Annotated in this window: 10 protein-coding genes; 2 read left to right on the top strand and 8 right to left on the bottom strand. The window is 64.3% G+C overall.

Translation table 11 applies throughout. The features are described from left to right. Positions 1–235: 235 nt before the first annotated feature. Positions 236–2,443 (top strand): PKD domain-containing protein, encoded by a 2,208-nt coding sequence (locus AC6I6U_RS25600; RefSeq protein ID WP_497878784.1) that lies wholly within the window; start codon positions 236–238, stop codon positions 2,441–2,443. Positions 2,444–2,489: 46 nt separating this feature from the next. Here the strand turns inward: AC6I6U_RS25600 and AC6I6U_RS25595 are convergent, their stop codons facing one another. The 6 genes from AC6I6U_RS25595 to AC6I6U_RS25570 form a co-directional block, all read right to left on the bottom strand. Then, positions 2,490–3,812 carry an Nramp family divalent metal transporter gene (locus AC6I6U_RS25595; RefSeq protein ID WP_497878783.1) on the bottom strand — a complete coding sequence of 441 codons (1,323 nt, stop codon included), beginning with the start codon at positions 3,810–3,812 and terminating at the stop codon, positions 2,490–2,492. Between the two features lie 279 nt (positions 3,813–4,091). Continuing rightward, positions 4,092–4,595: a hypothetical protein gene (locus AC6I6U_RS25590; RefSeq protein WP_497878782.1), complete on the bottom strand. Its 504-nt coding sequence runs from the start codon at positions 4,593–4,595 to the stop codon at positions 4,092–4,094. 186 nt (positions 4,596–4,781) lie between these two features. Then, positions 4,782–6,608 carry a glycoside hydrolase family 15 protein gene (locus AC6I6U_RS25585; RefSeq protein WP_497878781.1) on the bottom strand — a complete coding sequence of 609 codons (1,827 nt, stop codon included), beginning with the start codon at positions 6,606–6,608 and terminating at the stop codon, positions 4,782–4,784. Between the two features lie 106 nt (positions 6,609–6,714). Next, entirely contained in the window at positions 6,715–7,125 is a 411-nt protein-coding gene (locus AC6I6U_RS25580) for an SH3 domain-containing protein (protein WP_497878780.1), read from the bottom strand. 63 nt (positions 7,126–7,188) lie between these two features. Then, positions 7,189–8,133, bottom strand: a complete 945-nt coding sequence (locus tag AC6I6U_RS25575; RefSeq protein WP_497878779.1) for a 2-hydroxyacid dehydrogenase — start codon at positions 8,131–8,133, stop codon at positions 7,189–7,191. Between the two features lie 138 nt (positions 8,134–8,271). Beyond that, entirely contained in the window at positions 8,272–9,696 is a 1,425-nt protein-coding gene (locus AC6I6U_RS25570; RefSeq protein ID WP_497878778.1) for an aldehyde dehydrogenase family protein, read from the bottom strand. A gap of 103 nt (positions 9,697–9,799) precedes the next feature. Here AC6I6U_RS25570 and AC6I6U_RS25565 point away from each other — a divergent pair, with 103 nt between their 5' ends. Next, positions 9,800–10,699, top strand: a complete 900-nt coding sequence (locus AC6I6U_RS25565; RefSeq protein ID WP_497878777.1) for a LysR family transcriptional regulator — start codon at positions 9,800–9,802, stop codon at positions 10,697–10,699. A 56-nt stretch (positions 10,700–10,755) separates the two neighbouring features. On the opposite strand, the gene AC6I6U_RS25560 is transcribed toward AC6I6U_RS25565, so the two are convergent. Further along, positions 10,756–12,306, bottom strand: a complete 1,551-nt coding sequence (locus tag AC6I6U_RS25560; protein WP_497878776.1) for an MDR family MFS transporter — start codon at positions 12,304–12,306, stop codon at positions 10,756–10,758. Beyond that, positions 12,296–13,342 carry an HlyD family secretion protein gene (locus AC6I6U_RS25555; RefSeq protein WP_497878775.1) on the bottom strand — a complete coding sequence of 349 codons (1,047 nt, stop codon included), beginning with the start codon at positions 13,340–13,342 and terminating at the stop codon, positions 12,296–12,298. The genes AC6I6U_RS25560 and AC6I6U_RS25555 overlap by 11 nt, the downstream gene beginning before the upstream one ends. Positions 13,343–13,403: the final 61 nt, after the last annotated feature.

Raw genomic sequence — 13,403 nt, 5'->3', positions numbered from 1 at the left:
GCCAAGGCCGGACGTCTGTTTCACTTGGGAAAGACAGTAGGCGTGGTTATCCAGTCAGCTCCCCGTCGTATTGAAACGGCTTTCGAATGCCAGCGAGCAGGTGTTTGAGTCGTAGGGTGCGTGTCAGCGCCCCTCTCATGTCGTAGCGCGTAGTCGATCGTCACCAGCACCCCACGAAAACACACATGTGCGAACTGCCAAGGCAGCGCCTTGTCCGTTCGAATGGGAGAGTGTCATGACTTGTCACCTGTCCGGTGCGCGATCCGGCTCATGGAAACGCTACAGCGGGTTCGCGTGGATTCTCTGTCTGTTGATCGTCGCCCCAGGTTCATGGGCGGCAGATGGCTTCCTGACGATCGAACCCGCGCAGTCGCCGCAGCAGTTGCGGCAAACCGATGATCCGACGTTGTCGGCGGTTCTGGAGGCGCAGGCGTTTACCTCGATACAGAGGGTCCGGGCCAATGCCGATCTGTTGTCCGATCAACTCGATGTCCTGCAGATACCGTTGGGCAATGGCCGCGTGGTCAGTGCGCGCAAGCTGCTGTATCGCGCCACGCCGACCGGCTCTGTCTGGCGAGGCGAGATTGTCGAGCCGGGAGCGGCTGGTCCAGGTGGCACCGAGGCCGACAGGTTGCTCGATGAACTGAATTCGGTGGTACTGGTACGCAACGCCGATCAGGTCAGCGGAATCATCCGGGTGGGCGGCGAGGTCCATAGAATCCTGCCGCTTTCTCACGGCGGACAGCTCCTGGTGCAGGTCGACCCGAGCAAGAGGCGCCACTTCGACGAGGGCTACGGTCAGCGGCGGCCCGTGCCTGGCAAGGGTTCGGAGATCTCGACGGTGGAGTCGGCCGCTGCATCGCAGCCACGTGACGGGATCAGCACGATCCGGGTCATGATCGTCGCCACGCCCTTGGCAGTGGAAAAGCTCGGCGGCAATGCCGGCCTGCAGGCCCAGGCTGCGCTGGTGATGGAGGAGTCGAATCAGTCGTTTCTCAACAGCGGCATCCCCACCCGCTTCGAGAGTGCCGGCACCTATATCCTCAATTATGCCCAGCAGGCCCAGGCGGACGGTGATCGGTTGCTGGACAAGATCGAGAGCCGATCCGACCCGGACCTCGGCGCCCCGACCTGGGCGCTACGTGATGAACATCGGGCGGACCTGGTGGTGCTGGTGGCGGATATCCGCTCCTATTGCGGCCTGGCCACGCTCAATTCAAGCAAGGCCACGGCCTATGGCGCGGTCGACTGGACGTGCTTCTCGGACGGTACGACGGTCCAGCACGAAATCGGCCACAATATCGGGGCCGACCATACCCCGGAAGAGGCGCAGGGCAATGCGTTCCCCTATGGCTCCGGCCACCAGAAGACCTCGGGCGATGTCCGCTGGTCGACGATCATGGCGCCTTACTGTTCGCGTTGCACGGTGATCAATTACTGGTCCAACCCCTATCGCACCTACAAGGACGCCCCCCTGGGCGTGGTGAATGTCAGCGACAACACCAGGGTCTGGGTCGTGCGTGCCCCCGTGGTGGCGAACTTCTACCCTGATCCGGTGGAGGCCAATCCACCCTATGCGGTTGCCCGGGCGGAGCCCTCCTCGGTACTCGGCGCCCAGGTGGTGCGGCTCGACGGTTCGCAATCTTCCGACCCGACGGGAGGCGGGTTGCGCTATCGCTGGGAGCAGACGGACGGTACACCGGACGTCAGTATCAGTGGCAGTTCGTCGAGGGAGGCGCGGGCGAGCATTCCGGCGGTGAACCGCAGCAGCCGTTTCACCTTTCGCCTGACGGTGACCAATAGCGACGAGCTGAGCGACAGCCAGGAGGTGAGCGTCAATGCCGAACCGTCCAGTCCCGCGCCCGTGGCCGTTATCACGAGCGACGAGCAGGTCGAAGTCGGCAAACCCCTGGAATTTTCGGCAGCGGCCTCGACGGGCAGCCAGCTGACGTATGCCTGGCGCCTGCCCGACTTCACTCCAGCCAGCGCCAGCAGCCAGCGAGTGGTCGCCATCGCGCCGGCCACCGTCGGTAACCGCACGGTGCAACTCAATGTGCGTGACGGGCAGGGGCGAGAAGACCTGAAAACCCAGGTCGTGCGGGTCGTCGCCGGTTCCGGCGGTGGCGACGATTGTGTGCCGAGTGACCCGACTGCCGGGCAATACCCGCAGTGGGACTCGCTCAAGACCTATGTCGGTGGCAATACGGTGCAGCACAACGGGGTGGTCTGGCGGGCCGGCTGGTCGACCCGTGGTGTCTCTCCGGACAAGACCGATGCCTTTACCCTGGTCAGCCAGCTGCCGGTGCCGTGGCAGGCCGGGCGACCCTATGTCACCGGCAATCGGGTGATTCACGGGGGCAAGTCGTACCAGGCCAGTTACTGGGTGAACACCCCGCCACCGGGTGTCGCCTGGACGTTGCTCGGCGACCACACGTGTCCGTGAATCATGGATGAGCCAGCGCCCCGAACGGCTTAGGGGCGCTGGTGGGTCATTCGCTGAAGAACTGCGCGATCAGCCAGATATTCGCTGCGCTGATCGCCACAAACAGCAGCCAGGCCAGGCCCCTGGTGTACCAGCGGTTGACGAATTCGCCCATCAGGCGCTCGTCGCTGGTCATGCGGATCAGCGGATACAGGGCGAACGGCAGTTGCAGGCTGAGCACCACCTGGCTCAGCACCAACAGCTTGCCGACTGCCCCTTCGCCCATCAACCAGACGCCGATGAACGCCGGGATCAGTGCCAGGCCACGGGTGATCAGGCGGCGCTGCCAGCAGGGGATCTTCAGGTTCAGGTAGCCTTCCATGATCACCTGTCCGGCGATGGTACCGGTGAAGGTCGAGCTTTGCCCCGAAGCCAGCAGCGCGATACCGAACAGGATACTGGCAAAGGCGCCGCCCACCAGCGGGTCGAGCAGGTGGTAGGCATCCTGGATTTCCACCACATCGGTGTGTCCGGACTGGTGGAAGGCCGCCGCCGCGAGAATCAGGATCGCCGCGTTCACCAGCAATGCCAGGGCCAGCGAACCGATGGTGTCGAAGCGCGCCAGGCGCACCGCGTCACGCCGGCTTTCGAGGTCCTTGCCGACCAGCCGGGTCTGTACGATGGAGGTATGCAGATAGAGGTTATGCGGCATCACGGTCGCGCCGAGGATACCGATGGCCAGGTACAGCGGCGCGGTTTCACTCAGCGTCGAAAGCGACGGCTTGAAGCCCTCGAAAACGTCCGGCCAGTAGGGTTTGATCAGCACCAGCTCAATGAAAAAGCACACGCCGATAGTTGCCACCAGCACCAGCATGATCGCTTCCAGGCGTCGGAACCCGCGGTTCTGCAAGGCCAGGATCAGCAGGGTGTCAAAGGCCGTCAGGACGATGCCGAAGGTCAGCGAACAGCCCAGCAGCAGGTGGAAGGCCAGGGCGCAGCCGAGCACTTCGGCCAGGTCGGTGGCAATGATCGATACTTCTGCCAGCAGCCACTGGGCCTTTGCCGAGCGCGGGCTGTAGCGATCACGGCACAGTTGCGCCAGGTCGCGGCCGGTGGCGATCCCCAGGCGCGAGCACAGGCATTGCACCGCCATGCCAGCCAGGCTGGCCAGCAGCACCACGAACAGGAGGCTGTAGCCATAGCGTGAGCCGGCCTCGATCGCCGTGGCCCAGTTGCCGGGGTCCATGTAGCCGATGGAGACCAGCAGGCCGGGGCCGGCGAAGCGCAGCGCACGCTTGAAGAACGGCGCGCTGCTGTCGACTGCTATCGAGCCGTTCACTTCAGAAGGGCAGAAGGGGGCGGTGGCAACTTTCGGCAGGCTGAATTTCACACGGCGATCCAAGGCTGAGGGAATGGGCTCCCCAGCTTAGACGCTTGCAGGCTTCGGCCCAAGCCCGGTTGGTTGTGCTTGGCATCTTGCGGGTGCTCCAGTTTGCGCGAATTTGTCGAGAATCAATCTATATAATAATCATTTACATAAATAGATAAAAATCATTTGCGATTAACTGGCGTGTGAACAGGCAGGTAGTCGAGTGCAGGACCGTCTTACGGAGGGAGGAATCGTGGAAAGGCAGCCCGTGGCGCGTTACGCCACGGGTGGGGGCAGGGCTCAGGCCTTGGTGTCGATGGAGAGGCTGGCGCCGGAGCTGGCGAACTGCTGCAGGTTGAGCATCACGCTGATCGCGCGCTTGTACTCGGGAATCATGTAGTTGGAGAACTGGTCGTTCTTGGTCGGGCCGCTTTGCAGAGCGCTGATCTGGTTGGCGAAGTAGTCCAGGGCGTTGAACTTCTCGTTCGGCTTTTTCTGCGCGCCGGCGGTGGACAGCAGGTTCGCCGTGGACGCACTGATCAGGCCATGTTCCTTGAGAATGTCGCTGTACTTGGACAATTGCTCGGGGGTGACCGCTTTCGGGTCGAAGCCCTGGAATTTCGACTGGAGCTTGTCCTGGGCCATCTTGGCCGTGTCGAGCGCTTTCGGGTCCGGCTTGATGTCCTTGAGGACGTCGCGGGTCTTGACCTCCTGCTTGGCGGCCTTTTCCGCCGCAGCGGTATCCAGCTTCAGGACCCGCGAGCGCATTTCGGTGGCCCAGGCGGTGATCGAACCTACGCTCATACCCGACCTCCAGCGTTGTGGTGGCTGGTGGCCTTGGCGTCCTGCCGGATTTCTGGTGAGAAAACCATGGGGAATATCCTGTCGACTGTAGGGTGCTTGAAAGACTTCCAATCAATTGTATCGACGGGGTATGAAATATATTCAATTTCGTTACAAACTTCATACAAATGCTACAGGCCTTGCCGTTCAAGGCTGCCAGGGCGTCACGTCGCCGCTGAGCTTGCGGTCGAGAAAGCACGCCGCGCTGATCAGCGCCAGGTGGGTCAGGGCTTGTGGTGTATTGCCCAGGTGCCGGGCCTGGGGATCGAATTCTTCGGCATACAGCCCCAGTGGATTGGCGTAGCGCAGCAGTTGTTCGAATTCCAGGTGCGCCTGTTCGACGCGCCCGGCGCGGGCCAGGCACTCGACGTACCAGAACGAGCAGGCGGCGAAGGCGCCTTCGTTGCCCGGCAGGCCGTCGATGGGGTGGTCGTCGTTGCGGTAGCGGTAGACCATGCCATCGCGTACCAGGCTTTTCTCGATGGCGTCCAGGGTCGCTAGCCAGTGCGGATCGGTAGCACCGACAAAACGTACCAGCGGCATCAGCAGCATAGAGCCGTCCAGGCCGGTGCCACCGGTGTGCTGGACGAAATGCCCGCGTTCGGCGTTCCAGAAGTTGCTCCAGATATCGTTGTGGATCGCCTGGCGGGCCTCGTCCCAGCGGGCGAACGGTGCCGGCAGCGAGCGTTTGGACGCCAGGCGGATGGCCCGGTCCAGCGCCACCCAGCACATCAGCCGTGAATGCAGGAAGTGGTGCTTGCCGCCGCGCATCTCCCAGATGCCGACATCGGGCTTGTTCCAGTTGGCGCAGACGTGGTCGATGAGCTGGCCGACCCGCAGCCAGCCCTGATGGGAAATGGCTTCGCCGTATTTGTTGGTCAGGTACACCGCATCCATCAGTTCGCCGAAGATATCCAGCTGGACCTGCTCCCAGGCCTGGTTGCCGATGCGTACCGGGCGGGCATTGCCGTAGCCGGACAGGTGCGTCAGCTCGCTCTCGGGCAGTTCCTGGGTGCCATCGATGGCATACAGGATGTTGAGCTTGATGGACTGGTCGCAGCCGTCGTCGACGCGCCGGCGCAGCCAGCGCATGAAATCGTTGGCCACCTCGATATAGCCCAGGCGCATGAAGGCGTAGACGGTGAATGAGGCGTCGCGGATCCAGGTATAGCGATAGTCCCAGTTGCGTTCGCCGCCGCGGCTTTCCGGCAGGCCGAAGGTCGCCGCGGCGAGGATTGCTCCGTGCTTGCGCGAGGTCAGCAGCTTGAGTGCCAGGGCCGAGCGGTTGACCGCCTCGCGCCAGCGGCCCCGGTAGGTGGAACGGCCGATCCAGTGTTGCCAGAAGGTCAGTGTGTGTTGCAGCGCGACGCCGCTGTCGCCGAGCTTGACCCGTGGATCGTCGACGGCGCCGAGGAGGAATTCGGCTTCTTGTTCCTGGCCCAGCTGGAAGCTGGCAACGGCGGCCTGCTGCTCCAGGCGCAGCGGCTGGTCGGCGCACAGGCGCAGGCTTGGCTGGCCTGGGGCGTCGAAGCAGACGTCGGCGCCATCGAGCCGGGCCACGGTTGCCGCGCGCGCGTAGTCATGCCGTACGGCGCAGCGCACATGGAAGCTGGCCTGGCCGCTGATCACCCGGACGCGGCGGATCAGCAGGGGCAGGTCGTCTTTGTCATCGCTGACCGGCAGCAGGTCGGTGATTTCCACCACCGCCTGGGCACTCAGCCAGCGGGTGCGCAGGACGTTGGTGTCGGGCAGGTAGATCTGCTCACGGCGCGCATCGGGCAGGTCCGGCGCCAGCTGGAAAATCCCGGCATCGGGGCTGTCGAGCAGGGCGCAGAAAATCGCCGGGCTGTCGAAGGCTGGCCAGCAGAAAAAATCGACGCTGCCACGGTCATTGACCAGTGCGGCACTGCCCATGTCGCCGATGACGCCGTGGGCTTCGATGGGGCTCTGGGGTTCCTGGGGGTGATCGGTCATGGCCGCGAGACTCCGGGTCGAGGAACAGGCTGCGGTGAGTGCGCGGGTGGGCGGCACTCACTGAGCTGACCGGTATTGCTCGCCGTAAGTTCAGGCCGATGGCGGTTTACTGCGCTGGCGTGTCTTCTGGCATCTCGTCCGGCGCGTCGTCCGGTTCCAGGTTGCCACCCAGGTGATCGCCGAGCTTGAGGCGGCTTTCCTCGACCCAGCCGGTGAAGTCCTTGCCGCCCTTGGCGACGTACATGACTTGTGCCCAGTCGTCCTGGGTACTGGCATAGACGGTGACGCTATCGCCGGGAATGATGAACACCTTCTTGTCGATGCAGGCGCTGTTGGGCGCACTGTGAAAGTAGGCCCGCCCCTGGCCGATGACGGTAGCTTCGAGAGGGGGACGCCAACTGCCGGCTTCGGCATTGGCCTTGGTATCCAGGGCCGCGCAATCGATCGGCGCCTCGGCGGCCTGGGTCAGGGGCGAAAGGCTCAGCAACAGGCAGGCAAGGGTCAGTGGGCGTTCCATGCAGGAAGTGTCCGTAGGCGGATTGGGAAAGTGGGCGATCATAGCCTATCGCCCCGTCAGTCATCACTCGGGCAGTGCAACGGGCGTGAGTACCGGTTGACCGGAAAAATACGCCAGCAGGTTTTGCGCGACCAGGCTGACCGTGGCTTCCGAGGCCTCCGGCGACAGGCCGGCGACGTGGGGTGTCAGCACCACATTGGCCAGGCCCTTGAGTACCTCGGGTACATTCGGCTCGTCGTCGAAGACATCCAGCGCCGCACCGGCGATCCGGCCTTGTTCCAGGGCTGCCACCAAGTGGTCGGTGTGCACCACGCTGGCGCGGGCGATGTTGACGATAAAACCTTCCGGGCCAAGGGCGTCCAGCTCCGGCTGGCCGATCAGGCCGTTGGTAGCGGCACCGCCGGGAGTGGCAATGATGAGGAAGTCCGAGGCGGCAGCCAGCTCGGCTGGCGTGGCGCAGTAGGCATAGTCGAGGTCTTCGCGTTGACGGCGGTTGTGGTAGCTCACCGACATGCCGAAACCAAGCGCGGCGCGTTGGGCAATCGCCAGGCCGACGGCGCCCATGCCGAGGATGCCCAGGCGCTTGCCGCCCAGCGACGGGCGCATCAGCTTGCGCCATTCGCCACGGCGTACCGACGCATCAGCCCGGGGAATATCACGGACCAGCGACAGCAGCAGGGCCATGGCGTGATCGGCCACCGACGAGGCATTGGCGCCGGCGCCGTTGGTCACGACAATGCCACGCTGTTTGGCGGCGTACAGGTCGACCTTTTCGTAGCCGGCACCGATCACGCAGATGATCTCCAGCAATGGCAGGGCGGCGATTTCGTCGGCGAACAGGCCGAGCGGGCCGCGGGTCAGCACGGCCTTGATGCGCTCGCCATGGGCGGCGATGGCCTCGGCGCGCAGGGCGCTGGTGGGCGCCAGGATCAGTTCGAAGCCATGGCGCTCGATGATCGGCAGGTATTCGTTGACGGTCTCGGTCAACACCAGTACTACGTTGGACATGCGGCTCTCCGCCAGTCGGCCAGTGAATGTCGGCCAACCTACCGCCCGGAACCGCGGCGGGCAAGCCCGCGAATTCATCCTTCTGCACTGACCTGCCTTGTGGGAGTCCGCAAGTCGGTTCCCACGGTGGAGCGCATTTCAAATAGGCAGTCCGAGCAGCGCCTTGGGTTCGAGAAAGGCCTCCATTCCATAGGCGCCGTACTCGCGACCGATCCCCGATTGCTTGAACCCGCCGAACGGCGCCTTCGGCTCATGGGCCAGGGTATTGACCAGCACGCGCCCGGCCTCGATCTGCCCGGCGACCCGACGGGCCCGCTCGACGTCGTTGCCCAGCACATAGGCTTGCAGACCGTAGGGCGTGTCGTTGGCGATACGCAGGGCATCTGCTTCGTCACGGTAGGTGATGATCGACAGCACCGGGCCGAAGATTTCTTCACGGGCGATGGTCATGTCGTTGGTCACCCCACTGAACACCGTCGGCCGGACGAACCAACCGGCCTCCAGGCCTTCAGGCAGCCCTTCACCGCCGCTCAGCAGGCGCGCACCGCTGTCGATGCCGATGCGTATGTAGCGCTGCACCCGCTGCCACTGCTTCTCGCTGACCATCGGCCCGATGCTGGTCTGTGCCGCCCGTGGATCGCCGCTGCGGATTCCGGCGATGGCCTTGCGCACGGCCGCCTCGGCCTCGGCCAGGCGTTGTTCCGGGACCAGGATCCGGCTGCCGGCGACGCAGGCCTGGCCGCTGTTCATGAAGCCGGCCTGCAGTGCCAGGGGAATGGCCTGGTCGAAGTCGGCATCGTCGAGGATCAGCACCGGCGACTTGCCGCCCAGTTCCAGGGTGACTCGCTTCAGGGTGTCGGCGGCCGAGCGCAGGATCTGTTTGCCGACTGCGGTCGAGCCGGTAAAGGAGATCTTCGCCACGTCCGGATGGCTGCTGATCCGCGCGCCGACGGTGTCGCCGCGGCCGGTGACAATATTGAACACACCGGGTGGCAGCCCGGCCTCGTGCAGCGCCTCGGTGACGATACGGGTCTGCAAGGCACTCATTTCACTGGGCTTGATCACTGCCGTGCAGCCAGCGGCGAGGGCTGCGGCCAGCTTGCCGCAGATGAAGCCGGCATTGCTGTTCCATGGGGTGATCAGGCCAGCGACCCCGAGCGGCTGCATGTGGACCTGGGCGCTACCGGCCTGGCGGGTGAATTCATAGTCCTGCAGCACCCGCGCCGACTCCTGCAGTACGCTGGCCGCGTGCCGGGCCATCCACAGTGAGCGCGAGGTGGGGGCGCCGTATTCCTCGATGATCGCCTCGTTGAGTTGCTCCTCGCGGGCGGCAATGGCGGCGTGCATGCGCAGCAGCATGTTCACCCGCTCGGCCTGGCTGGTGCGCGAGAAGGCCGGGAAGGCTGCCTTGGCGGCAGCGATGGCGGCATCGGCGTCGTGTTCGTCGGCGAGACGAACCTGGCCGATGACCTGGGTACTGGCTGGGTTGAACAGATCGAACCATTCCTCGCCATGAGGGGTGACAAAGGTGCCGTTGATGTAGATCTGATCGATGCGGTGCATGGCTGCTCCAGAACGTGTGCGGGTGGTGTCGAACACGGTAAGCCACTAGCATTGGCCTGATAAGCAGGATAAATCGACATGACTTGATGAGGAATTTGGGATAATGCGCACGTCCGGTCTGAGTGAGCTGGAGGCGGTACTGGCGGTGGCCCGGCATCGGAGTTTTCGTGCGGCGGCTGCCGAACTGGATGTGTCCACTTCGGCGCTGAGCCATGCGGTATCAGCGCTGGAAGGGCGGATCGGCGCGCGGCTGTTCAACCGTACGACCCGGAGTGTCGCCTTGTCCGAGGCCGGGGCTCAGTTTGTCGAGAACATCTCGCCGGCGCTGTCGACCATCCGCCAAGCCATGGAGCAGGCCGGCAGCCATGCCGGGATTCCCAGCGGGACCTTGCGCATCAACACCTCGACGGGCGCGGCGAACCAGGCGATGTCGCTGTTCATCGAATACATGCGGCGTTATCCGCAGATGAACGTGGATATCGTCACCGAGAGCAAGCTGATCGATATTGTCGTGGAAGGGTTCGATGCCGGGATTCGGCTGCACGAGAGCGTGCCCCAGGACATGATCGCCATCCCCTTGGGCCTGCCGTTGCGCCTGCTGGTGCTGGGCAGTCCGGCCTACTTCGCGCAACATCCGCTGCCGCAAACGCCGACCGACCTGCACCAGCACCGCTGTATTCGCCTGCGCATGCCCAGCGGGCGGATCTACCACTGGGAGTTCTCCCGTCACGGCGAGAGCCTGGAGGTGGATGTGCCGGGCGTGCTGACCCTGGATGAGCCGAGCCTGGTCCTGGAGGCTGCGCGCGCCGGGTTGGGGTTGGCCTATGTCTCTGAGTGGAACGCCGCAGCCGATATCGCGGCGGGGACCCTGGTGCCGGTCATGCAGGACTGGAGCCCGCCGCTGGATGGGCTGTCGCTGTACTACCCCGGCCGCCGGCATGTGCCGGCGGGACTGCGGGCGCTGATCGAGCTGATCCGCGAGCGCAACCGGCCGCGTCTGTAGTCATTCCGCTTCTGTGCGTGCTCCTTCGCGGGCTGGCCCGTGAAGGGACCTTGGGGTCAGTGCGCCTCTCCAGCCTTGACTCCTGCCGGCAGCGCCCGGGTAAGCAGCACCGCGAGCATGCTGATGCCCAGGGTGATCCCGACGAAGTGGAAGGCGTCGTTGTAGGCCATGATCAGCGCCTGCTGATGGGTGATCTCGCTGAGCTTGCCCAGCGCCGCCGCATCGCTGCCCAGCTTCTCCGCCAGCAGTGCCAGGCGCTCGGCGACCTGCGGGTTGGCCGGGACGATAGCTTCGCGCAGGTAGTCGAAGTAGATCTTGGTTCGCGCGTCCAGCAGGGTGGCGAGCAGGGCAATGCCGATGGCGCCGCCGAGGTTGCGCAGGATGTTGAACAGGCTCGACGCCGAGCCGGCGTCCTGGGGCTGGATGTAGGCGGTGGCGATCAGCGAGATGGTCACCATGATCAGCGGCTGGCCGAGGGCGCGGATGATCTGGATCTGGTTGAACTGCGGGCCGGCGAAGTCTGGGTTGAGTACCCCCGAGGAAAAGCTCGCCAGCCCGAACAGGCCAAAACCCAGGGCGCAGAGTACTTTCGGCGAGACGAATTTCATCAGCTTGGGCACCAGCGGAATCAGGAACAGCTGCGGCACGCCCATCCACATGATCACTTCGCCGATCTGCAGTGCGTTGTAGTTCTGGATCTGCGCCAGGTACAGCGGCAGCAGGTAGATCGAACCGTACAGGCCGACGCCCATGCCCAGGCTGGAGATGCTCGACAGGCCGAAATTGCGATTGCGCAGGATGCGCAGGTTGATCAGCGGGTCGGGCCTGGACAGTTGCAGGATGACGAAGGTGATCAGGCTCAGCAGGGCGACGCTGCCCAGGGTCAGGATCAATTGCGACTCCAGCCAGTCCTTGCGATGGCCTTCCTCCAGGAACACCTGCAGGCAGCCCAGGCCGACCCCCAGGGTGACGATCCCGGCGTAATCGGTGCTCTTGAGCAGTTCCCAGTGCGACTCTTTCTTCTCCAGGCCGTAGAGCAGGCCGGCGATCATGATCAGGCCTGGGGGAATGTTGATGTAGAAGATGTATTCCCAGCCCCAGTTCTCCGTGAGCCAGCCACCGAGGGTCGGACCGATCGACGGGGCGAAGGTGGCGGTCATGGCGAACATCGCCATGCCCTTGGCACGGTGGTGTTCCGGTAGCTTGATCAGGGTCAGGGTGAAGGCCAGCGGGATCAGCGCACCGCCGGTGAAGCCCTGCATGGCGCGGAACACGATCATGCTTTCCAGGTTCCAGGCCAGCGAGCACAGCAGCGACGAGGCGAGGAACCCCAGCGATACCCAGGTCGCCAGGCGCCGGGCCGAAAGCAACTGCACCAGCCAGGCGGTCAGCGGGATCATGATGATTTCCGCCACCAGGTAGGAAGTGGAGATCCACGAGCCTTCCTCCAGGGTCGCCGACAGGGCGCCCTGGATGTCCTTGAGCGAAGAGTTGGTGATCTGGATGTCGAGCACCGCCATGAAGGCGCCGAGCATCACGCTCATCACCGCGATCCAGTCGCGCCGGGTCGGCTCGCCGACCGGGCGGATCAGTGCATCACCGGCCATTGGCGGTGTCGCGGATATCGACCTTGACGGTAACCGACATGCCCGGACGGATCAGCCCTCGCAGCGGGTTGTCGGCAGGGAAGACCAGCTTGACCGGAATCCGTTGCACCACCTTGGTGAAGTTGCCGGTGGCATTGTCCGGCGGCAGCAGGCTGAACTGCGCGCCGGAGGCAGCGAACAGGCTGTCGACCCGGCCCTGGATCGGCGTGTCCTCGTAGGCGTCGAACAGCAGCGTGGCGTTCTGGCCGGGGCGCATGTGGCCGATCTGGGTTTCCTTGAAGTTGGCCTGGACCCAGATGTCCTGGTCCGGAACGATCGACAGCAGGTAGGCGCCGGTTTGCACGTACTGGCCGTTGCGCGCCGCGCGCTGGCCGACCCTGCCACTGATCGGCGCGCGGATCTCGCTGCGGCCCAGGTTCAGTTCGGCCTGGGCCAGCTCGGTGCGGGCGCTGGCGATCTGGCCGTCGAGGCGCTTGAGTTCGGCGGTCAAGGCATTGACCTGCTGGCGTTGGCTCTGCAGGTCGGCCTGGGCCTTGGCCACCTGGGAGCGGGCGATATGGTTGTCGGCGGACAAGGTGGTGACCCGCTCTTCGGAAACGTAGCCGGGCTTGCGCAGGGTCTGCGCCCGCGACAGGTCGATCTGTGAACGACCGAGGCTGGCCTGGCTGGACGCGACCTGGGCGTCGGCGGCGGCGATCAGGCTGGCCTGCTGGGTCAACTTGCTCTGCGCCTGCAGCCGTTCGGCCTCGCGGGTGGCAAGGGTGGCGTTGGCCCGGTCGACGGCGAGCTGGAAGTCGGCGCCTTCGAGCCGGACCAGCAACTGGCCTTGCTCGACAGGCTGGTTGTCGGCCACCAGCACCTGGTCGATGCGTGCCGCGAGTTGGCTGGAGACCCGGGTAATTTCACCCTGGACATAGGCGTTATCGGTGCTTTCATGGAAGCGCCCACGCCAGAACCACTCGGCGAAGAAGCCGAGGGCGATCAGCAGGACGATCAGCAGGAAGACGAACAGGCGGCGTTTGAGTTGGGCGGGCATGGGCAACGATCGAATAATTAGTGAACTTCTCGGTAGACAAATTTGGCACAGCGTAATTAGT

The organism is Pseudomonas sp. UTLPPB19802, assembly GCF_059730225.1.
The sequence above is the reverse complement of the archived record's forward strand: the minus strand, read 5'-3'. Positions and strand labels throughout refer to the sequence as shown.

Excerpts from the sequence above, each read along its gene's own strand:
- AC6I6U_RS25570 (WP_497878778.1), bottom strand. The coding sequence starts at position 9,696 with ATGCACCGCATCGATCAGATCTACATCAACGGCACCTTTGTCACCCCT.
- AC6I6U_RS25580 (WP_497878780.1), bottom strand. The coding sequence starts at position 7,125 with ATGGAACGCCCACTGACCCTTGCCTGCCTGTTGCTGAGCCTTTCGCCC.
- AC6I6U_RS25600 (WP_497878784.1), top strand. The coding sequence starts at position 236 with ATGACTTGTCACCTGTCCGGTGCGCGATCCGGCTCATGGAAACGCTAC.
- AC6I6U_RS25555 (WP_497878775.1), bottom strand. The coding sequence starts at position 13,342 with ATGCCCGCCCAACTCAAACGCCGCCTGTTCGTCTTCCTGCTGATCGTC.
- AC6I6U_RS25575 (WP_497878779.1), bottom strand. The coding sequence starts at position 8,133 with ATGTCCAACGTAGTACTGGTGTTGACCGAGACCGTCAACGAATACCTG.
- AC6I6U_RS25585 (WP_497878781.1), bottom strand. The coding sequence starts at position 6,608 with ATGACCGATCACCCCCAGGAACCCCAGAGCCCCATCGAAGCCCACGGC.
- AC6I6U_RS25565 (WP_497878777.1), top strand. The coding sequence starts at position 9,800 with ATGCGCACGTCCGGTCTGAGTGAGCTGGAGGCGGTACTGGCGGTGGCC.
- AC6I6U_RS25590 (WP_497878782.1), bottom strand. The coding sequence starts at position 4,595 with ATGAGCGTAGGTTCGATCACCGCCTGGGCCACCGAAATGCGCTCGCGG.
- AC6I6U_RS25560 (WP_497878776.1), bottom strand. The coding sequence starts at position 12,306 with ATGGCCGGTGATGCACTGATCCGCCCGGTCGGCGAGCCGACCCGGCGC.